The sequence below is a fragment of the Actinopolyspora mzabensis genome (genome assembly GCF_900101095.1).
Taxonomy (GTDB): Bacteria; Actinomycetota; Actinomycetes; order Mycobacteriales; family Pseudonocardiaceae; genus Actinopolyspora; species Actinopolyspora mzabensis.
Genome location: NZ_FNFM01000008.1, coordinates 171,601 through 190,997, shown reverse-complemented (window position 1 = coordinate 190,997; position 19,397 = coordinate 171,601). Strand labels below are relative to the sequence as shown.

General features: G+C 70.0%; 18 protein-coding genes, 1 pseudogene and 1 riboswitch. Of the genes and pseudogenes, 12 read left to right on the top strand and 7 right to left on the bottom strand.

What is annotated here, in order from left to right; translation table 11 throughout:
- Positions 1–50 precede the first annotated feature (50 nt).
- Positions 51–806, top strand: coding sequence for an ESX secretion-associated protein EspG (locus BLR41_RS14855; RefSeq protein ID WP_092629022.1), 756 nt, complete (start codon positions 51–53; stop codon positions 804–806).
- Between the two features lie 79 nt (positions 807–885).
- Entirely contained in the window at positions 886–1,584 is a 699-nt protein-coding gene (locus tag BLR41_RS14850) for a DUF3159 domain-containing protein (RefSeq protein ID WP_218120152.1), read from the top strand.
- 92 nt (positions 1,585–1,676) lie between these two features.
- Here the strand turns inward: BLR41_RS14850 and BLR41_RS14845 are convergent, their stop codons facing one another.
- Positions 1,677–2,687, bottom strand: a complete 1,011-nt coding sequence (locus BLR41_RS14845; protein ID WP_092629020.1) for an N-acetylglucosamine kinase — start codon at positions 2,685–2,687, stop codon at positions 1,677–1,679.
- A gap of 223 nt (positions 2,688–2,910) precedes the next feature.
- Complete coding sequence (locus BLR41_RS14840) at positions 2,911–3,981, bottom strand: SIS domain-containing protein (protein ID WP_092629018.1); 1,071 nt, start codon at positions 3,979–3,981, stop codon at positions 2,911–2,913.
- Between the two features lie 238 nt (positions 3,982–4,219).
- On the opposite strand from BLR41_RS14840, the gene BLR41_RS14835 reads away from it, so the two are divergent.
- Positions 4,220–4,978: a GntR family transcriptional regulator gene (locus BLR41_RS14835; protein ID WP_092629232.1), complete on the top strand. Its 759-nt coding sequence runs from the start codon at positions 4,220–4,222 to the stop codon at positions 4,976–4,978.
- Here the strand turns inward: BLR41_RS14835 and BLR41_RS14830 are convergent.
- The gene (locus BLR41_RS14830; protein WP_092629017.1) at positions 4,959–5,936 is read right to left on the bottom strand and encodes a threonine ammonia-lyase; all 978 of its coding nucleotides are present in this window, start codon (positions 5,934–5,936) and stop codon (positions 4,959–4,961) included. The genes BLR41_RS14835 and BLR41_RS14830 overlap by 20 nt on opposite strands.
- A 229-nt stretch (positions 5,937–6,165) precedes the next feature.
- Here BLR41_RS14830 and BLR41_RS14825 point away from each other — a divergent pair, with 229 nt between their 5' ends.
- Positions 6,166–7,257 (top strand): hypothetical protein, encoded by a 1,092-nt coding sequence (locus BLR41_RS14825; RefSeq protein ID WP_092629015.1) that lies wholly within the window; start codon positions 6,166–6,168, stop codon positions 7,255–7,257.
- A 196-nt stretch (positions 7,258–7,453) separates the two neighbouring features.
- Positions 7,454–8,581, top strand: a complete 1,128-nt coding sequence (locus BLR41_RS14820; RefSeq protein ID WP_092629014.1) for a S1 family peptidase — start codon at positions 7,454–7,456, stop codon at positions 8,579–8,581.
- Positions 8,582–8,961: 380 nt separating this feature from the next.
- On the opposite strand, the gene thiE is transcribed toward BLR41_RS14820, so the two are convergent.
- Entirely contained in the window at positions 8,962–9,636 is a 675-nt protein-coding gene (thiE, locus tag BLR41_RS14815; RefSeq protein WP_092629013.1) for a thiamine phosphate synthase, read from the bottom strand.
- Positions 9,637–9,773: 137 nt separating this feature from the next.
- Positions 9,774–9,880: riboswitch (TPP riboswitch) on the top strand.
- Between thiE and thiO the strand changes: the two genes are divergently transcribed.
- The 6 genes and pseudogenes from thiO to thiG (BLR41_RS14785) all read left to right on the top strand — a co-directional run.
- On the top strand, positions 9,871–10,986 hold the full coding sequence (gene thiO, locus BLR41_RS14810) for a glycine oxidase ThiO (protein WP_092629011.1): 1,116 nt from the start codon (positions 9,871–9,873) through the stop codon (positions 10,984–10,986). Its footprint overlaps the riboswitch before it by 10 nt.
- Positions 10,983–11,183, top strand: coding sequence for a sulfur carrier protein ThiS (thiS, locus tag BLR41_RS14805; RefSeq protein ID WP_092629009.1), 201 nt, complete (start codon positions 10,983–10,985; stop codon positions 11,181–11,183). The genes thiO and thiS overlap by 4 nt, the downstream gene beginning before the upstream one ends.
- A 2-nt stretch (positions 11,184–11,185) precedes the next feature.
- Positions 11,186–11,950, top strand: a complete 765-nt coding sequence (gene thiG, locus BLR41_RS14800; protein ID WP_092629007.1) for a thiazole synthase — start codon at positions 11,186–11,188, stop codon at positions 11,948–11,950.
- A gap of 98 nt (positions 11,951–12,048) precedes the next feature.
- On the top strand, positions 12,049–12,531 hold the full coding sequence (locus BLR41_RS14795; RefSeq protein WP_092629005.1) for a helix-turn-helix domain-containing protein: 483 nt from the start codon (positions 12,049–12,051) through the stop codon (positions 12,529–12,531).
- A gap of 2 nt (positions 12,532–12,533) precedes the next feature.
- The gene (locus tag BLR41_RS14790) at positions 12,534–13,088 is read left to right on the top strand and encodes a VapC50 family PIN domain-containing toxin (RefSeq protein ID WP_281240963.1); all 555 of its coding nucleotides are present in this window, start codon (positions 12,534–12,536) and stop codon (positions 13,086–13,088) included.
- A gap of 119 nt (positions 13,089–13,207) precedes the next feature.
- Positions 13,208–13,459: pseudogene (thiG, locus tag BLR41_RS14785) on the top strand (thiazole synthase); the annotation flags it as partial.
- Positions 13,460–13,522: 63 nt separating this feature from the next.
- On the opposite strand, the gene BLR41_RS14780 reads toward thiG (BLR41_RS14785), so the two are convergent.
- The 3 genes from BLR41_RS14780 to thiC form a co-directional block, all read right to left on the bottom strand.
- A complete protein-coding gene (locus BLR41_RS14780) occupies positions 13,523–15,496 on the bottom strand; it encodes an FUSC family protein (protein ID WP_092629003.1) in 1,974 nt (657 codons plus the stop codon).
- Positions 15,497–15,744: 248 nt separating this feature from the next.
- Positions 15,745–16,623: a bifunctional hydroxymethylpyrimidine kinase/phosphomethylpyrimidine kinase gene (thiD, locus tag BLR41_RS14775; RefSeq protein ID WP_092629001.1), complete on the bottom strand. Its 879-nt coding sequence runs from the start codon at positions 16,621–16,623 to the stop codon at positions 15,745–15,747.
- A gap of 580 nt (positions 16,624–17,203) precedes the next feature.
- On the bottom strand, positions 17,204–18,859 hold the full coding sequence (thiC, locus tag BLR41_RS14765) for a phosphomethylpyrimidine synthase ThiC (RefSeq protein WP_092628999.1): 1,656 nt from the start codon (positions 18,857–18,859) through the stop codon (positions 17,204–17,206).
- Between the two features lie 243 nt (positions 18,860–19,102).
- On the opposite strand from thiC, the gene BLR41_RS14760 reads away from it, so the two are divergent.
- Entirely contained in the window at positions 19,103–19,360 is a 258-nt protein-coding gene (locus BLR41_RS14760) for a Uma2 family endonuclease (protein WP_092628998.1), read from the top strand.
- Positions 19,361–19,397 lie beyond the last annotated feature (37 nt).

Sequence of the window (19,397 nt, the reverse complement as noted above, 5' to 3'; positions counted from 1 at the left end):
CGAGCGAGTACCCGGAAACCGAGACGACAAAGTCATACTAGGAACCCCGAATGGTCGACACGATCACTCTTTCGTTGCCCGCGCTGGACGTGCTGGGCGAGCACCTACGGCTCGATGTGCGGCGCTATCCGTTCGAGATTCCCGCCATCGCCGATACACCGGCGGAACGGGGGGACGTGGTCCGGCGAGTCTGGAGTGAACTGGAGACGGCGGGGTTGGCCGTGGACGGTCGGCCCGAGCCGGAAGTGGCCGACGCGCTCTACCTGATTTCCAGTTCCGAGTGCTCGATCGCGGCCGCCGGGTTGCTCGACGTCCGAAACGGGCAGCGGATGGCGGCGCGAGCCGTGGCAACCGGAGAAGTGGGGGTCGCGGGCGTGATCACCGGGCGCGGGCTCCAGCTCGACTTCATGGCGCCGGAAACGCTGCCCGAGGTCTGCGCACGGCTGCTTCCTCCCGCACCTCCCGGATCGGGACGCGAAACCGGGGTGCCGCTGCGGCTGCTCCGCGACTCCGAGCACCGTTCCGCCGGAGGCGTGGCCTCGGCCGGTGCGGAGTCGCCCTCCGACGTGGAAGAGATCACGAGGCTGCACAAGTACCGTCTCGGACACTTCGTGGTGGCGGGAACCGGCGAGGACGGCAGTCGGTTCCGCATGCCCACGCTGACGTGGTTCGACACCGATCGCGGTCGCTACACCATGTGCTACGGGCGTTCGGAGGAAGGCGAGACACTCTTCTGCGCACCAGCCGACCAGCAGGGCATCGCCGCACGGCTCGGGGAGCAACTGCGCTCGGTCCGGGAAGGCTGAGGTTTTCGAGCACCGGTGTAAGGCACCACACGTCGATCGATGTGTGCGTGCGGCGGCGTGGGTAAGGCAGGCTTAAGTCGTGGACAGCGACAGTACCGGGCACGGCACGGAGGCGAGCGGGGCCGAGCGCGACTCGTTGCTGCGGCTGCTGGGAGGTCGGGCCAGTGCGCTCGACGCGAGCCTGCCACCGGTGGCCTTCGGGCTGGGTTGGGTGCTCAGCGGTGAGTCCATCGCCGTTGCCGGGATCTCCGCCGTCGCGGTGGGAGTCGTGATCGGTGTCTGGCGGCTCCTGAGCGGTGCGCGTCCGCTGGCCGTGCTGTTCAGCCTGCTCGCCGTGCTGGTGGGGTCGATCATCGCGCTGCGTACCGGGCAGGCGGTCGATTTCTACCTCGTTCGGCTGGTTTCCAACGCGGCCAGCGGACTGGCCTGGATGATCAGTATCGCGGTGCGTTGGCCGCTGCTCGGGCTGGTGGTGGGCACGTTGCTCGGGCAGCGCACGCGGTGGCGGCGCGATCCCGATCTGTTGCGCGCCTACAGCAGGGCCAGCTGGGTCTGGGTGGGGCAGTACGTCACGCGGCTGGTGGTCTTCGTTCCGCTCTGGATGATCAACGCCGTGGTGCCGTTGAGTATCGCCCAGGTGGTACTGACCTGGCCGTTGGTGGTGCTGTGCGTCGTGGTCAGTTGGTGGGTGCTGCGGCGTACGCTTCCGGCGGACCACCCCGGCATCCGGCATGCCCGCCGCCCGGAGGAGGCGGTGCACCGGACCTCCGGTCGTTAGAGCTCGGCGGTGCGAAGGCCGGGTGTGCGACCGCTCCCCACGCGAGGACGGCGAAACCGGGCGCGATCACCAGCCCGGCCGCTGACCGCCGGTCAGCCGGGTTCCGACTCCAGCAGCCTGCCGTGCAGCCACCGCGCGTGCTCCTCGTCGAGCAGCGGTTCGGCCGCCAACCACGCCGCTCCGGCCGCGCCGGAGCCCGCGTTGGCCAGCGGCGCGGTGCTCCGGGCGCGCAGCTCCCGACGCACCGCCTCGTCGAACACTCCCTCCCCGGCGAGCAGACTGCCCGCCAGCACGATCGGTGACTCGTCGGGCTCCTTGCGCACCGACAGCGCGTCGGCGGCCAGTATCCGAGCCCCTTTCGCCAGGATCTCCGCCGCCTTGCCGCCGCCCTCAGCTGCCGATGCGGTCACCAGCGGCGCCAGTTCGGCCAACCGCGTCGGCGGGCCGTTGCCGAGCAGCGCGACGAGCCTGCGCACCAGAACCGGCTCGGGATCGGCCGCCGTCGCCGAGGCCGGAAGCAGCTCGTCGAGCACCGAGCTCACCAGCGGGTCGTGCTTCGCCTCGCCGCTGTCGAGCGCGCGCAGCGTCGAGCTCACGGCCTCCCGGCCGAGCCAGAACGCCGAGCCCTCGTCGCCGAGCAGCCAGCCGTAACCACCCAGCGTGCGTTCCAGGCGGTGCCGCTCGATCCGGGCGGTGATCGAACCCGTTCCCGCGATCAGCACGGTGCCGTCGGGTTCCGCGGTACCGGCGGCGAAGGCCACCTCGCTGTCGCTGACGGTCCGCATCGCGCACCTCAGTCCCAGCATCCGCCAAGCCTGCTCGAACACCCCGGAGACCACCGGGTCGGTGAGCTTGCTGATCCCGGCCATCCCCAGCACCGCGGCGCTCACGCGTTCCGGGGGCGTGTCCGACAGCGCCGTGCGAACCGCGCGTGCGACCTGTTCGACGGCCCGCTCCGGGGGGTGGGTGTTGGGGTTGCCGCCACCCGCGTGCCCCGTCCCGAGCGTTCGTCCGCTCGTGTCGGTGAGCAAGGCACGACTGGAAGTGCCACCCACGTCCAGTCCGAGCAGCAGCCGACCCGCCGTGTCGTCGATATCGGTCAATTCTGTCCCCCTCCGAACCCGGTGATCCCCGCTGCGCCGAGCGGAGTAGCCTGGCGGTGCCCGTCTCACCCCCGCCCCCTCGGTGAGGCGGGCTTCTAGGTGCTCCGGGCGGACCCGAGCGACCCCGGTGCGGGTACGCGAGGTCGTGTTGTGCGGCCACGGATCCGTGACGTCGTGATCCTCGCTCGGCACGGCGAGTTCCGCCACGTGGCGTTCCGGCGTGTCACCGGGTGCGGGTGACCTTGTGCAGCCCGCGTGGGCTGTCCGGGTCGGCCCCCCGTTCCAGTGCCAGCGCCAGGGCCAGTCGTTGCACCGGCAACACCTCCAGCAGTGGTGCCAGCTCCTCGGGGCTTTCCGGCAGGCCGATGCTGTGCGCGCAGGGCATGCTCGCCGCGGCCGAGCCGATCGCGCAGATGTCGGCCCCCCGCTCGTGCACCGTGCTCAGCACCTCGTTCATGGCCGAGCCGCCCTTACCGGCGCTGCACAGCGCGAGCACGGCGGTTTCGGAGTCCACGGCCGCGACCGGGCCGTGCAGCAGGTCCGCGCCGCTGTAGGCGCGTGCCGAGAGGTAGCTGGTCTCGGCGAGCTTGAGCGCCGCCTCGGCGGCGGTCGCCGAGGAGTAGCCCCGTCCGGTGGTCAGCATCCGGTCGGCGAAGCGGTAGCGCCGCACCGCCTCGTCCAACTCGTCCGAGGGCTCCAGCGCGCGTCGGGCCAGTTCGGGCAGTTCGGCGGCTCGTTCCGCCCGCCCGCCGCGTATCGCGTCGATCAGCAGGTACAGCGTGAGCAGCGTCGCGCTGTAGGTCTTCGTGGCGGCCACGGCTCGTTCGGTGCCCGCGCGGATGTCCGCCGAGAGCTCTGCGGCGTGGTTCAGGGCCGAGTCCGGGTTGTTGGTCACCGCCACCGTGGTGGCTCCGTTGCGACGCGCGGCCTGGGTGACTTCCAGCATGTCCGGGGAGCCGCCGCTCTGGCTGACCGAGATCAGCAGTACTTCGCTCAGATCGGGCCGGGCGTCGTAGAGCGTGGTGGTCGACGGGGAGACCAGCCCCGCGGGCAGCTGCAGCAGTACCTCGACCAGGTACTTGGCGTACAGCGCCGCGTGGTCGCTGGAGCCGCGTGCGGCCAGCAGCGCGAAGCGGGGTCTGCGTTCCGCGATGCGCCGGGCGACCTCGGCCAGCTCGGGGTGGTTGCCGAGCAGGCCGTCGAACACCGCGGGCTGTTCGGCGATCTCGGCGCTCATGTGCCTGCCGGGATGCTGAGCCTGCTCGTCGGCCCCGGCTCCGGGGTCCTCGCTCATGTCGTGGTCCGTTCGTGGTCGTGCGAGAATTTCGGTCTAGACCAATGCTACCGATAGCTCCGGCGGGCCGACAGCCCTGCTTGTCCACCGGAATCGCGGGGCCGCACCACGAGCTGTGACCCCGCGCATATCGACGAGGGGGAAGCGGGATGCGATTCCTACTGTGCCGTGAAACTCCGGCATGCTGGAATCGGTAGTGCTGATCGCCCCGTTCGAAGGCGCGACGGTAGGAGGAAACATGCTCGAAGCGTCGGTGCCCGGCGGGGCCGACATGCCGACCAAGAACCAACGCGAGCCCAAGTACTGGGGGTTGAAGCAGCATCTGCTGGACATGCTTCGCTCCATGCCCGCTGGGTCCTCGATACCGACCGAGCGGTCGCTGGCCGCCGAGTTCGACGTCTCCCGCACCACGGTCCGGCAGGCGCTGGCCGAACTGACGGTGGAGGGCAGGCTGCTGCGTGTCCAGGGCAAGGGCACGTTCGCCGCGCAACCCAAGGTGGCCCAGCGGTTGCAGCTGAGCAGCTACACCGAGGACATGCGCGCCCAGGGCAGGCAGCCCGACTCCCGGCTGTTGGAGATGAACGAGGAGCCCGCCGAGCGCGAACTGGCCCACCTGCTCGGCATCGGTTCCGGCAGCCCGGTGCTGCGGATGCGCAGGCTGCGGTTGGCCGACGACGAGGCGATGGCCATCGAGACCACCCATCTGCCGCTGAGCCGCTTCAAGGGGCTGACCCAGCTCGTGGAGGCGGGGGCCTCGCTGTACCAGGTGCTGCGCGAGCGGTACGGCATCTCCTTCGCCAGCGCGGAGGAGACCATCGAGACCGCGCTGGCCAGCCCGGAGGAGGCGGAACTGCTCGGTGCCGACGTGGGGCTGCCGATGCTGCTGCTGTCCCGGCACTCCTTTCACCAGGACGGCACCCCGGTGGAGTGGGTGCGCTCGATCTACCGGGGAGACCGCTACAAGTTCGTCGCCAGTCTCAATCCGCCAATGAACTGACCAGCGCCGCACGGTCGATGTTTCCGCCACTGACCACCGCCACCGTCGGGGTCGTCTCCGACTCCCGCGGGCGGTGGCGGTGCGCGGCCGTGGTCACCGCCCCGCTGGGCTCCGCGACCAGTCGGCAGCTCTCGGCGAGGAAACCCACCGCCTCGCCGATCTCGGTCTCGGAGACCGTGACGATGTCGTCGACCAGCTCACGGATGTGGGCGAAGGTGAACTCGGAGGGTTGCGCGGTCAGCCCGTCGGCCCGGGTGCCGGTGCGCGCCGCCACCGACCAGTGGCGGCGTTCGCCCGCGTAGAAGCTCTCCCTGGCGTCCGCGGCCAGTTCCGGTTCCACCCCCACCAGCCGCACGCGGGCACGACAGGCCGCCAGCCCGGCGGCGACTCCCGAGATCAACCCGCCGCCGCTGACCGGCACCAGTACCCTCACCTCGGGCAGCCCCAGCGCGTCGACGTCCTCGGCGATCTCCAGCCCCACCGTGGCCTGCCCCGCGACCACGGCCGCGTCGTCGAACGGTGGGATCAGCCGCGCGCCGCGCCGCTCGGCGATCTCCTCGGCACGCGATTCCCGTTCCGAGACCTCCACCGGCACGATCTCGGCCCCTAGCGCACGCGCCGCCGCTACTTTCGCCGCCGGGGCCGTGTGCGGCACCACCACGGTCGCCGGGACACCGAACACCTTCCCGGCGTGGGCCACGGCACGCGCGTGGTTCCCGCTGGAGTAGGCGACTATCCCCCTGGCACGGGTCCGCTCGTCCAGCACCGCCGTGGCATGCAGCGCGCCCCTGATCTTGAAGGCCCCGGTAGGCTGCAGACTCTCCGGTTTGAGCAGCAACGGAGCGCTCCGCTCGGCCTCGGGTACCGGAAGCAGCGGGGTGCGCACCGGTCCTTCCGGGCCCAGCCCGTCCAGGACCTCCCGCGCCGTACGCGCGTCCTCGTTCGTGACCAACGGCATGCGGGAATCCTCACCGATGGTGTGAACGCGGGAGGAGCCGGGTCTCCGGCCCCGGTCGTGACGGGGTCTCACGATGCGCTCGCCTCCCGGGCCGCGCTGATCGCTCGCCCGAAAGATGTTTTCCCGGTGCGTTACATCGAGTGGGAGTACTCACTAGCTGGGCTCTCCCGGGAGCAGCACGCCGAGATCGTCCGTTGGACGTGCGAGGTGACGAGTGCGTGGGAGAGATATGAGCCAACAGCAGGATCCGGACATCCAGCGGGAGGAGGAGTCCGACAAGGCCGAGCCCAAGCGCTCGACGAAGCCGTTCGACAAACTCGGTGTTTCGCCCGCCCAGGTGACCGGCACCGGGCTGGCCGCCGCCACGGCGGCGGTGCTCGGTGGTCAACTCGGGATAGCCGGGACGGTTTCCGGGGCGGCACTGACCAGTGTGGTGATCACGCTCGGCGGGGCGGTTTACCAGCGCTCGTTGGAGTCGACCAGGGAGAGGGCGGCCAACGCGGCGCTGAGGCGAGCGGCCCGACGCAGGACGACGCAAGCAGCGGACGCGTCCGGGTGGGTGGATCCGCACGCGCCCACCAAACCGATCGAACACCGACCGAACGCGGGGACGGCGAACGCGGGGACGGGCAGTTCCGGGAAGGACGTCGCCGGTGGCTCCCCGGCGACCGAGCGGCCCGACGCGGAGCCCACCAGACGACTCGTGGTGCCGGACGCCACCAGGCGGATACGTCCCGTGGGGGACGGCGACTCGTCGCGGGAACCGACAACCGTCATCGGCGGTGCCACGGGCGGCGGGAGCGCCGGGAACGGGAACACGGTCGTGAACCGCGCGGGCGCGGCGGGTGAGGGGGAATCCCCCGGTGGCAAGCGACGCGGCTTCAACTGGCGCGTGGTCGCCCTCACCAGCGGACTGGCGTTCGTGCTGTGCATGGTGCTGATCACCGGTTACGAGAGCATCACCGGCGACTCGGTCTCCGGCGACTCCGGCGGGACCACCGTGGGAAGCATGTTCCGACCTGGCGGTGCCGGGGCGCGGACCGAGCCGTCCGAAACGGGTGAACGGGTGCCCGCCTCCGAGTCGAGCTCTACGCCCGAACCCTCCGAATCCGCCGAGTTCTCCGAACCCTCCGACACGAGCACCGCCCCGAGCGAGACCTCGACGCCCGAGGAGTCCGCCGAGCGGCAGCCCAGCAGCACCGGGGATTCGACGAGCACCAACGAGTCCGAAACCAGCGAGACATCGGAGACCGGCTCGGCCGAGTCCACACCGGACGCGCGTCTCAGGCAGACTGCTCGACCCTCGGCACCCGGCGAGTGAGCAATCCGGTTCGTTCGTTTCATCCGTTATTTCGATCACGCGAAGTGGCTGCGAAAACACAACACGAGTTATTCCGCTGATACCTCTCCGATATCGCGGTGAGATCTGCTAGGTTGCGCATCAATGTTGGCGCGGTGATCGCCCAACGTCGCTCACGCGACCGTGGAAATTTTCCCGCTTTCGAGGGAGGCCGTCAGTGAAGTTAGGGATCGCCTGCCGCCTCGTGGGGACCCTGTTGTTGGCGACGGCCACCGTCGCGACCGCGGCACCGGCCGCCTCGGCAGTCGAGGACACGAACACCGCTGAACCGGACGGGGCCGCTTCGCTGCTCAAGGCGATGCAGCGCGACCTCGGGCTCAGCGCACGCGAATCCCGGCTGCGACTGTACCGGGAGAGCATAGCCGAGCAGGTCCGCCACACGCTGCGGCGCACGCTGGGGAACTCCTACGGCGGCGCGCACTACGACGCCGCGAGCGGGCGGCTGGTGGTCGGCGTGACCGAGCGCTCCCGGCTGGCCGACGCTCGCGCCGCCGGTGCACGGGCCGAACTGGTCGAGTACAGCTCCCGGTACCTCGAAGGCATCGCCGAGCGCCTCGACGAATCACTGCGCGGCGCTCCGGCCGGAGTGAACGGGCACTACGTGGACACCGCGGACAACTCGGTGGTACTCACCGCCGAGAGGGGCAGCGCGCAGCGGGTGCGGGAGTTCCTCGACTCCACCGGAGTGCCCACCGAGGCGGTACGAATCACCGAGACCCCGAGCGAGCCGCGACTCTACGCCGACGTGATCGGCGGCAACCCCTACTACGTGGGCGGCGACACCCGCTGCTCGATCGGGTTCGCCGTGCGGGGCGGTTTCCTCAGCGCGGGGCACTGCGCCACCACCGGGGACGGCACCAGCAGCCCCGACGGGTCGGTGGCGGGGGCCTCCTTCCCCGGCGACGACTTCTCCTTCGTGCGCAGCTCGGCACCCGGCAAACCGCTGGTCAACGACTACGGTGGTGGCACCGTCAACATCGCGGGCTCCACCGAGGCGCCGGTGGGCTCCTCGGTGTGCCGCTCCGGCTCCACCACCGGCTGGCACTGCGGCACGATCGTCGGCAAGCACCAGAGTGTGCGCTATCCCGAGGGCATCGTCGAAGGGCTCACCCGTACCGACGTCTGCGCCGAACCCGGCGACTCCGGTGGCTCGTTCGTCTCCGGGCAGCAGGCGCAGGGGATCACCTCCGGGGGGTGGGGCAACTGCACCTCCGGTGGGACCACCTTCTTCCAGCCGGTCAACGAGGCACTGCAGCGCTACGACGTCTCCCTCCTGACCGGCTGATTCGCGGTTGGCCGCTCGGCCCGCGTGGCGGTGCGGGAACCGGAGCAGTGCCCACCGAACGGACGGTGATCGGTCCCGTCGACGTGCGAGCGACGGGAACGACTCCGGACGGCGGCCCCCGGCCCCCTCCCAGCGGGGGTCGCCGTCACCAGGGGGCGCCGTCGATTTCCCGCGAAATCGTCACCCCCCCTGTTCCGGGGATGTGGTGCTCCGCGGGGGCGGTCTCGATTTCTCGCGAAATCACCGGGTGGTGCCGCCGATCGCCGGGAGATACGGCCGGGCGGGAAGTGGCATCGTCCCGGCTCGGGGCGCAAACACCCGATCCGATCGTCCACCGCTTCGCCCCGGCCTCGGCCCACCAGCTGTCGGCCCACCAGGTGTCAGCCGACCAGGCGGGAGCGCAGTTGCGCGGCGGCCTCCCTGGGATTCTCCGCCTCGGTGATCGCGCGGACCACCACCACGCGCTCGGCGCCCGCCGCCATTACCTCGTCCAGGTTCTCCGGGCCGATACCGCCGATCGCGAACCACGGCCTGCCGTGGCCGTGGTGCTCGGCGGCGTGCCGCACCAGCTCGGTCCCGGCGGCCTCGCGGCCGGGCTTCGTTGGAGTGGTCCACACCGGGCCGGTGCAGAAGTAGTCCACCCCGCGCTCGGTGGCCGCCGAGTCGGCCTGCACCACGTCGTGCGTGGAACGACCGATGATCATCTGGTCGCCGACGATGCCGCGGGCGGTGGCCACCGGGAGGTCGTCCTGCCCCAGGTGCAGCACGTCCGCGTCCACGGCGAGCGCGATGTCCGCGCGATCGTTGACCGCCAGCAGCGCGTCGTGCCGGACACAGGAGTCGGCCAGCACCCGCAACGCCGCCAGCTCCTCGCGGGCCTCCAGCGGAGCGCCGGATTCGTCCTTGTCCCGCAGCTGGATGATGTCCACACCGCCCGCCAGCGCCTCGTCCACGAACTCGGCGAGGTCACCGCGTTCCCGGCGCGCGTCGGTGCACAAGTACAGCCGCGCCTGATCCAGCCGGGCGCGCATTCCGTAGCCGTCCATTCCGGGCATGCGTCCAGGGTAGGTCACCCGGTGGGAGGTGGCGCCAGTCACATTCCCCAGCGGGGCGCGGATGGTCCTACCCAGGGTGACCGGTGGCTCGTCGGGTGCTACCTGACGCGGGCGGAGTTCATCGCCTAGGCTGTGCGGTGGGTACCCGCGGGAGTCCGGCCGAACGGACTGAGAGGGGGCTGAAGCCCCGACCGCCGAACCTGATCCGGATCATGCCGGCGCAGGGAGTGAGCATTGACCAAGGAACGACATCACGACATCGCCCTGGTTGGCGGCGGTGTGATCGGGCTGTCCTGCGCGTGGCGGTTGGCCACGCTGGGCTGCCGAGTACGGCTGGTCGACCCGGAACCGGCGAGCGGTGCCTCGCACGTCGCGGGCGGGATGCTGGCGCCGCTGGCCGAGACCTGGTTCGGCGAGGAGGAGCTGCTCGAACTGGGCACGGCCTCGTTGCGCCGCTGGCCCGACTTCGCCGCCGAACTGGCCCGCGCCGCCGACGCGCCCTCCGGGCTCGGTGAGCGGGGCACGCTCGTCGTCGGGGCCGACAGCGCCGACCGCGAGCAGCTGCACGAGATCGCCGAGCACTTGGCCAAGCTGGGCCGGACGGTGACCAGGCACTCCGGCAGGGCACTGCGCAGGCTGGAACCCTCGCTGGCCCCCGCCGTGCACGGCGGCCTGGAAGTGCCGGGCGACCTCTCGGTCGACAACCGCACCACGCTCGCCGCGTTGCGCGAGGCCGCGCGGCGAGCCGGGGTGGAGTTCCACGCCGAACCGGCCCGCCGCGTCCGGCCCGGCGCGGTGGAACTCGCCGATTCCGAGTTGCGCTGCGACGCGGTGGTGATCGCGGCGGGCAGCGGCTCCGGGCAACTCCACGAGGGGCTGGCCGAGCTGGTCCGTCCCGTCAAGGGCGAGATCCTGCGGCTGAGTCGCAGGAGCACCGCGCTGCCACCCCCGGCACACACCATCCGAGGCCCGGTGCACGGCAGGCCGGTCTACCTGGTGCCGCGCCCGGACGGCCTGGTCGTGGGTGCCACGCAGTACGAGAACGGATTCGACACGCGGGTCACCGTGAGCGGGGTGCGTGACCTGATCGGCGACGCCGAGCGGCTGGTGGCAGGACTCGGCGAGTACGAACTGGCCGAGGCCACGGCCGGGCTGCGTCCCGGCACACCGGACAACCTGCCGCTGATCGGCTGGCTGGAACCAGGGGTGCTCGTCGCCACCGGGCACCACCGCAACGGGTTCCTGCACGCGCCGATCACCGCCGACGCGGTCACCGCGCTGCTGCGGGGCGGCGACGTGCCCGCCGAGACCGAACCCGCCGATCCGACGCGAAGTGGAGTTCGACGATGAACGTCACGATCAACGGAGAGCGCTACGAGTTCGAGCGGGGTGCGACCCTCGCCGACGCGCTGGAACGTTTCCGCAGCCCGTCCCGCGGGGTGGCCGTGGCGCTGGACGGCGCCGTGGTTCCCCGTGACCGCTGGCGGGAGACCGAACTCGGCACGGCCGCGACGGTGGAGATCGTCACCGCCGTGCAAGGAGGATGAGCATGGACGATCCGCTGGTCATAGCCGGACACGAATTCGGGTCGCGGCTGATTACCGGAACGGGGGGTTCGGCCAGCCTGACCGCGCTGGAGCAGGCGCTGATCGCCTCCGGTACCGAGCTGACCACCGTGGCGATGCGCCGCGCCGATGCCGGTGGAACCACCGGGGTGTTCGATCTGCTGCATCGGCTCGGCATAGCTCCGCTGCCCAACACCGCAGGCTGCCGCAGCGCGGCCGAGGCGGTGCTCACCGCGCAGCTGGCACGTGAGGCCCTGGGCACGAACTGGATCAAGCTGGAAGTCGTGATCGATGAGGAAACGCTGCTGCCCGATCCGGTGGAGCTGACCGACGCCGCCGAGCAGCTGATCGACCAGGGCTTCGTGGTGCTCGCCTACACCAACGACGACCCCGCGCTCGCCACGCGGCTGGAACAGCTCGGTTGCGCGGCTGTGATGCCGCTGGGTTCGCCGATCGGGACGGGGCTGGGCATCCGCAACCCGCACAACATCGAGATGATCTGCTCCCGAGCTGCGGTGCCGATCGTGCTCGACGCCGGGATCGGCACCGCCTCGGACGCCGCGTTCGCCATGGAACTGGGGTGTGACGCGGTGCTGTTGGCCTCGGCCGTCACCCGCGCGCACGATCCGGAACGCATGGCCGCCGCGATGCGCTCCGGCGTGGAGGCGGGGCGGCTGGCCGTGCAGGCGGGCCGGATCCCGCGTCGCTACTGGGCCGAGGCCTCCAGCCCCGGCAGGCCGATGGGGTGAGGGTGTAACGGCCGCTCTTGCTTTTCGCTTTTTTCGCTTTTTGTGTTTGTTTCCTGTAGGGTGATATTGCGAGTCATCGAGAGCTGTAGGGAGTCGTGATGACAGCAGCACTGGAACAGCACACCGTGCTTCCCCCGGAGGAGATCGACGAGGCCGGTCTGAAGCGATTCGCTGCGGCCTTGGAGGACACGTCTTCGCTGCGGGATGGAAAGGCCGGCCTGATCGGGCCGGACGGTACGCGAGTGGACCTTCCCGAAGAGGTTTATGCGGTTTTGCGGGACGTGGCCGAGGCCATGTCGCAAGGTCTGGCTATCACGGTCGCACCGCACAACACTCAGTTGACCACGCAGGAAGCGGCCGAGATGCTCAACATCTCGCGTCCGACGCTGACCAGACTGCTTCGTGAGGGCGAGATCGCCTACGAAGTGCGTGGTCGTCACCGTCGTGTCCGGCTGGCCGATGTCCTGGAGTACCAGCACCGATCGAGGCAGGAACGCCGTGCGGCGCTGGCGGAGGAGTCGCGTACCACCGCTCACGACGGAACGGCTGACGAGATCGACGAGTTCGTTCGGACACGTTGATAGTGTCTTTTCCGGTTTACCTGGATGCCTGCTGCTTGGTTCCCATCAACCTCACGGACGTGTTGCTGCGGCTGGCCGAGGCGCACACCTACAGGCCGTTGTGGTCGGACCAGGTGTTGGAAGAGGTCGAGCGCAACCTGCCGCGGATCGGTTCGATGACCGCGGTCAAGGCGCGGCGTCGGGTAGAGGTGATGCGCTCGAGGTTCAGCGACGCACTCGTCACCGACTACGAGTCACTCGTGCCGTCCATGACCAACGACTCGAAAGATCGCCATGTGCTCGCGGCAGCGGTCCGGAGCGGAGCCGCTGCCATCGTCACCGCCAACACCAAGGACTTCCCCCCGGAGTCGACTGAGCCTTACGACATCGATGTCGTTACCCCGGATGAATTCCTGCTCGATCAGCTCGATCTGCATCCAGGACCGACTCTGCGATGCCTGAACGAGCTTGTCGCCGACCGCCGCTGTCCTCCGGAAGACCTGTTTTCCTTCTTGGTGAAATTGACCAAGACCACTCCCGATTTCTGCGCGGCCGTTCAGCACCGTCTGGGTGTGTAGCCGTCTCTCGGTGCCACACGGGGGATCTGTCGTTGTGGCCATGCAGCGGGTTGATCGCTGCCCGGAGTGAGTTGACGACGGGGGCGATACGCCGTGCCGACGGTGCGCTCAGGTCTTCGATCTGCTCCCGTGCTGCGGTGCCGATCGTGCTCGACGCCGGGATCGGCACCGCCTCGGACGCCGCGTTCGCCATGGAACTGGGGTGTGACGCGGTGCTGCTGGCTTCGGCCGTCACCCGCGCGCACGATCCGGAACGCATGGCCGCCGCGATGCGCTCCGGCGTGGAGGCGGGGCGGCTGGCCGTGCAGGCGGGCCGGATCCCGCGTCGCTACTGGGCCGAGGCCTCCAGCCCCGGCAGGCCGATGGGGTGAGTTACTTGTCCGACGGAGCTGTTGTTTCCGCGGCTCACGGTGGCGGGCCGTGCGACGCCGGACTCAACGGATCCGCAGCCGTTCCGGGCGCACGAACGAGATGGTGTAGCTCTTCCACGGGTCGTTGTAGCCGAACGTCTCGTCGATCGCGGCCCTGGCGTGCAGCGCGTTCTCCAACAGGGAACTCGCCAGCAGCTCGGTGGCGGGCGCCTGCCCGGACGGGATGTCGGGTATCCGTGCCGTGGTGTTGCCGCCCAGCAGGTCGTCGACCGCGCTCAGCGCCGGTACCGCCAGCGCCCGCTCGGAATCGGGTCGGAACGCCAACGTCGCCAGGTCCTGTCGCAGCGCGTCCAGCGCCACCGCCGCGGCCCTGCTGCTGCGCTCCGCCTCCTCCTCCACCGTGTCGGAACCGTCCAGTTTGGCCGGTAGACCGAGCAGGTCCTGGGTGCGCCGCAGCGCGAGCACGTGCGCCGCTCGCAGCGGCTCCCGCAGCTCGGCCCCGCGACCGGCCGCGCGGACGCTGCGCAGCAGTTCCGAGACCGACCAGACGGTGGCGCGCACCGTCCCACGCACGTCCGGCACCAGGCTGCCCGGCAGCACCAGGTAGCTCACGAATCCCACGCTGAGCGCGATCGCGGCACCGATCGCCGTGTTGGCCGCGAAGCTGATCGTCGCGTTGACCAGCGAACGCTCGTCCAGCTCCACGATCCGGGCGAGCACGGTGATGGCGATCAGCGCCCCCAGCAGCACGCGGTAGTCGTTGCGCAGCCGCTCCACCCGCAGCAGCATCGCCGCTGTGAACAGCGGTATCAGCAGCGTGGCGTAGGGCAGCAGCACGATAACCACGGCCAGCACGATCACCCCCAGCACCGCTCCACCGGTGCGTTCCAGCGCCCCGTTCATGCTGTCCCGCGCCGCCGGTTGCAGCACCACGTACAGGCTCAGCAGCAGGGTGGAGGCGGAAGGGTCCCGCAGCAGCAGCACGATCACCATGCCCACCGTCACGGCCAGGGTGCAGCGCAGCGCGTGTCGGAACAGCGAGGAGCGCAGCGACAGATGCGCTCGCACCGCCCCCACGGCCTGCTGCCTGCGGCCACCGCGCGCCGCGGGAGTGGTCGCCGTGTGGTCCCGCTGCAGCACCGCGCGGCGCACCCGGTCGAACCCTTCGTTGATGCCGCGCACCGCGTCCGGCACCTGCCGGTTGGCCGCACCTTCCAGCACCTCCGGACGGGTGCGGGCCAGTCCGTTCAGACCGGTGCACACCCGCGAGCGGACCGCCACGGCCAGCTCGGCCGCGATCTCGTCGGCCCGCGCGGCGATACGGTAGAGCCATTCCCGCTGTTCACCGTGCGACTGCTGCGCCTGCGCCAGCAGTACCTCGCGAGCGGCCCGGAACCGTGCGGCGCCGGCCAGCACCTGTCCCAGCCAGCCGACCCTGCCGTCGGCGCGCCAGGCGTCGGCCGCGCCCTCGACCACGCCCGGACCGGGGGTGGTCAACGTGCGCGCCACGGTCGCGCGGATCGTCCTGCTCGGATCGGTCAGGCCCACCAGCACCCGCAGCAGCAGCGCGAACAGCGCGCCGAGCACCGCGGCGGCGGCCAGCCGCCATGCCGGTTCCCCCGCGCCGATCCCGGTGGTGGTGGAAAGCAGCGTCGCGGCGGCGAAGGTCTGCCCGAAGGTGCGGTAACGCTCCCCCAGCGCGGGCAGCATGCCCGAGCCGAACACCACGGTGGCCACCAGGGCCCCCGCGAGCACCGGTGAGTTCGTCAGCAGCGGACCGACGGCCAGCACCGCCGTGATGGCGGGCGCGAATCTCGCGAACATGCGCAGGTCGGCGCGCAGCGAGTGCCCGCCGGAGGAGATCAGGGTGAGCACCGCCGTCATCCCCGCGATGATCAGCGGTTCTCCGACGTCGGACAGCCGACCCGCGATGGTCGCCACCACCACGGCCAGCAGCACTGCCGTGGTGTACTGCCGCTGTCGCGGGTCTGGCGCGCCCGCCTCGGTGGACAGCTCTGCCCGTAGTCGTTTCAGCACCGGATTCGCCCCACGCTTCGCCTGGTGTGTGCTCGTACTGACGTATCGACGGCGATGCCGACGATCGGCTGTTACCAGGGCAGGGGTCCCCGAACCACTCTGCCGTGGTAATTCAGTCCCTCGTCGGATACGTCGACACACCCCACGATCAGGGTTACCGAACAGCGAGCGAAATCACTCGTTCGTAGGGCTTTTCGGCAATTTCTCGCGAAATCGCCGCGCCCGAAACCGCCGGGACGGGATGGTACTCACTGGATCGAGCGACTGCTGATCCGCCAGAACGTCGAGACCGGACCGACCCCGCTGCCCAGCGGGTAGGCGTGCCGTACCGAGCGGCTGACGAACCGCTTGCCCAGCCGGACCGCCCGCTCCATCGGCGCGCCGCGCGCCAGCGCGGCGGTGATCGCGGACGCGAAGGCGTCACCGGCGCCGTGGGTGTGCACCGTGGAGTACCGGGGTCCGGGCAGGGTGACCGCCTCCCGCCCGTCGAACAGCAGGTCCACGCACTCCGGGTCCTCGGGCAGGTGCCCGCTCTTGATCAGCACGTACTCGGGGCCGAAGTCGTGCATCGCCTTGGCCGCCTCCCAGAGCTGGTCCCGGTCGCGGACCTCGATGCCGGTCAACAGCCGCACCTCGTCGAGGTTCGGAGTCACCAGCGTGGCCCGCGGGAACGCCTCGTCGCGCAGCGCCGCCAGCGCGTCGGCCCGCAGCAGCGGTTCGCCATTGCGCGAGGCGGCCACCGGATCGAGCACCAGCGGGGTGCGGCCGTCCCGCCCGATGCCCTGCCGGTCGCAGGCGGCCAGCACCGCCTCGATGCACGCCGCGGAGGGCAGCACCCCGGTCTTGGCGGCGTGCACCCCGATGTCGGAGGCGACCGACTCGACCTGGGCCGCCACCGTCTCCGGCGGGATCTCGACCATGTCGGAGACCCCGAGCGTGTTCTGCACGGTCACCGCGGTCACCGCGGTCATGCCGTGCACGCCGCAGGAGAAGAAGGTGCGCAGGTCGGCGTGCATGCCCGCGCTGCCTCCCGAGTCCGACCCCGCGATCGTCAGGGCCGTGGGCGGGGCCGTGTCGTTGGCGGGCCGGATTCCGGTGCCCGTGGGTGTGGAGTCCATCGAACTCATCGTAGAAGTTCCCGCGCTGTGAGTGGGCCGGGTGGATGGGGTGGCTCGGTTACCGCACGGTGTGCCCCACGGGACCAACGTCCAGCACAGCCGTGGACCGAGGAATCGGAGCGAGTCGTCCGGCGAGCTCCGCGAGCGGGAAGAGCGGGCCAACAGTCACCTGGTGCGTGTTCGTCGGTTCGATGCGCCAACATCGGATCCATGCGCACCACACTTCGGTTGGACGACGATGTTCACCTCGCGGTCGAGGAGCGGGCCCGTCGCGAGGGCCGCTCGACTGGGCAGACCCTGTCCGAACTCGTCCGTCAGCCGTTGCAGACCTCAGGTGAACTCCGGTCGAGGAGCGTCCCCAATCGCGGATTCAGGCCGTTGCCAACCCGAGGGGCTGCCGTGTCGAACGCCCTCGTGGATCAACTCCGGGCGGAAGAATCGGTATGAGTACGTCACTGTGCGCACGTACCCGGCGTGCTGCCGTTCCGGAAACACCCGGAGCGGTCCGGTACTTGCCCGATTGAACCGTTCGGGGTGTTCCCGGAACGTCGGAACACCCCGAACGGTTTCACGCGGGACAGTGCGGGACTTACTCGGCCATCGGGAGATAGACCTCCCCGCCGGAGGCGGCGAACTCCTCGGACTTCTCCCGCATCCCGGCGTCGATGGCTTCCACGCTGTCCAGCCCGTGCTTCGCGGCGTAGTCGCGCACGTCCTGCGTGATCTTCATCGAGCAGAACTTCGGCCCGCACATGGAGCAGAAGTGCGCCGTCTTCGCGGGCTCAGCGGGCAACGTCTCGTCGTGGTAGGCACGCGCGGTGTCGGGGTCCAGCGAGAGATTGAACTGGTCGTTCCAGCGGAACTCGAAGCGCGCCTTGGACAGCTCGTCGTCCCGTTCCTGCGCACGGGGGTGCCCCTTGGCGAGGTCGGCCGAGTGCGCCGCGATCTTGTACGCGATCACACCCGTCTTGACGTCGTCCCGGTTCGGCAGTCCCAGGTGCTCCTTCGGGGTGACGTAGCACAGCATCGCGGTGCCCGCCCTGCCGATCTCGGCCGCCCCGATGGCCGAGGTGATGTGGTCGTACGCCGGAGCGATGTCGGTGGCCAGCGGCCCGAGGGTGTAGAACGGGGCCTCGCCGCACAGCTCCTCCTCGCGGCGGACGTTCTCCTCGATCTTGTGCATCGGCACGTGTCCCGGGCCCTCGATCATCACCTGCACGCCGTGCTCCCGCGCGATGTGGGTGAGCTCGCCGAGGGTCTCCAGCTCGGCGAACTGGGCCCGGTCGTTGGCGTCGGCGATCGAACCGGGCCGCAGCCCGTCGCCCAGCGAGAACGTGACGTCGTAGGAGCGCAGGATCCCGCACAGCTCGGAGAACCGCTCGTACAGGAAGCTCTCCCGGTGGTGTGCCAGGCACCAGGCGGCCATGATCGAGCCGCCGCGCGAGACGATGCCGGTCACCCGTTGGGCCGTCATCGGGACGTAGCGCAGCAGCACCCCGGCGTGCACCGTCATGTAGTCCACGCCCTGCTCGCACTGCTCGATCACGGTGTCGCGGTAGATCTCCCAGGTCAGCTTGGCCGGGTCGCTGTCGACCTTCTCCATCGCCTGGTAGATCGGGACCGTGCCGATCGGCACCGGTGAGTTGCGCAGGATGGCTTCCCTGGTCTCGTGGATGCGGCTGCCGGTCGACAGGTCCATGATCGTGTCGGCGCCCCAGCGGCTCGCCCAGACCATCTTCTCCACCTCCTCCTCGACCGAGGAGGTGACGGCGGAGTTGCCGATGTTGGCGTTGACCTTCACCAGGAAGTTCTTCCCGATGATCATCGGTTCGGTCTCCGGGTGGCAGCGGTTCACCGGGATCACCGCGCGTCCCGCGGCGACCTCCGAGCGGACGAACTCGGGGGAGAGGTCCTCGCGTGCCGCGATGTACTCCATCTCGCGGGTGACGACACCCTGCCGCGCGGACTCCAGCTGGGTGCGGTGCTCGCGCCCGTCCGTCCAACCGCGACGCAGCGGGTGGATGCCCTGGTGCACGTCGATCCCGACGCTGTCGTCGGTGTAGGGCCCGGAGGTGTCGTAGACGTCGAGGTGCTCACCGTTGCTCAGCTCGATCCGGCGCGCGGGCACGCGCAGTCCCGACTCGGTGCTGTGGTGGATCTTGTGCGAGCCCCGGATCGCTCCGGTGGTGATGCTCGGTGCGGCCGATCCGTCCGTTGTGGACTCGTTCGGATACACGTCGGCCATGCCCGTTCCTCCCTACGCCGGTATTACCCGGTCAGGTTCATGCGGTCGGCGACCCCGGAGATCCGCTCCAGTCGCCCTCTCAGCCCGCTTCCGGTGCGAGCTCCCGCGGTTTCTGTTGTCGGCGGCAGACACTAGCCATCCTCGACCCGGCGCGCAATGCGTGTCGTTGCCCCGGCCGGGTGGTTCCCGAGTCGGTAAGCTGTTGACCAGTCGCGGGTCCGCGGTTCCTGTCGGGAGGATACGATGCGTCACGAATCCGACACAGGAGGTGAGCGCGCTTTGTGCCCCGAGCCCGACCGAATCACCAAGCTCCGGGCGTATGCCGGTGCGGAAGTGCCGCTCTACCCGCTCGTCGACCGCTACGACTCCAGGGAACCAACCGTGTCGTTGTACTCCGATCCCGCGTCCGGGCACTACCGGCACCTGGTTCAGGTCCCGTTCGGTGACGGGATCGAGCTGCCCGAGCCGTTCGGTTTCCGTCTGGACACCACGCGGTTCTGAGTCACCTGCTCGCCACTGGACCTCGCCGGAGCGTGGA

What these genes read in the sequence shown, in the direction of transcription:
- BLR41_RS14795 (WP_092629005.1), top strand. Translation starts at nt 12,049, where the DNA reads ATGACAGCAGCACTGGAACAGCACACCGTGCTTCCCCCGGAGGAGATC.
- BLR41_RS14855 (WP_092629022.1), top strand. Translation starts at nt 51, where the DNA reads ATGGTCGACACGATCACTCTTTCGTTGCCCGCGCTGGACGTGCTGGGC.
- thiC (WP_092628999.1), bottom strand. Translation starts at nt 18,859, where the DNA reads ATGGCCGACGTGTATCCGAACGAGTCCACAACGGACGGATCGGCCGCA.
- BLR41_RS14830 (WP_092629017.1), bottom strand. Translation starts at nt 5,936, where the DNA reads ATGCCGTTGGTCACGAACGAGGACGCGCGTACGGCGCGGGAGGTCCTG.
- thiG (WP_092629007.1), top strand. Translation starts at nt 11,186, where the DNA reads ATGGACGATCCGCTGGTCATAGCCGGACACGAATTCGGGTCGCGGCTG.
- thiE (WP_092629013.1), bottom strand. Translation starts at nt 9,636, where the DNA reads ATGCCCGGAATGGACGGCTACGGAATGCGCGCCCGGCTGGATCAGGCG.
- BLR41_RS14825 (WP_092629015.1), top strand. Translation starts at nt 6,166, where the DNA reads ATGAGCCAACAGCAGGATCCGGACATCCAGCGGGAGGAGGAGTCCGAC.
- BLR41_RS14840 (WP_092629018.1), bottom strand. Translation starts at nt 3,981, where the DNA reads ATGAGCGAGGACCCCGGAGCCGGGGCCGACGAGCAGGCTCAGCATCCC.
- BLR41_RS14760 (WP_092628998.1), top strand. Translation starts at nt 19,103, where the DNA reads ATGCGTCACGAATCCGACACAGGAGGTGAGCGCGCTTTGTGCCCCGAG.
- BLR41_RS14835 (WP_092629232.1), top strand. Translation starts at nt 4,220, where the DNA reads ATGCTCGAAGCGTCGGTGCCCGGCGGGGCCGACATGCCGACCAAGAAC.
- thiS (WP_092629009.1), top strand. Translation starts at nt 10,983, where the DNA reads ATGAACGTCACGATCAACGGAGAGCGCTACGAGTTCGAGCGGGGTGCG.
- thiD (WP_092629001.1), bottom strand. Translation starts at nt 16,623, where the DNA reads ATGAGTTCGATGGACTCCACACCCACGGGCACCGGAATCCGGCCCGCC.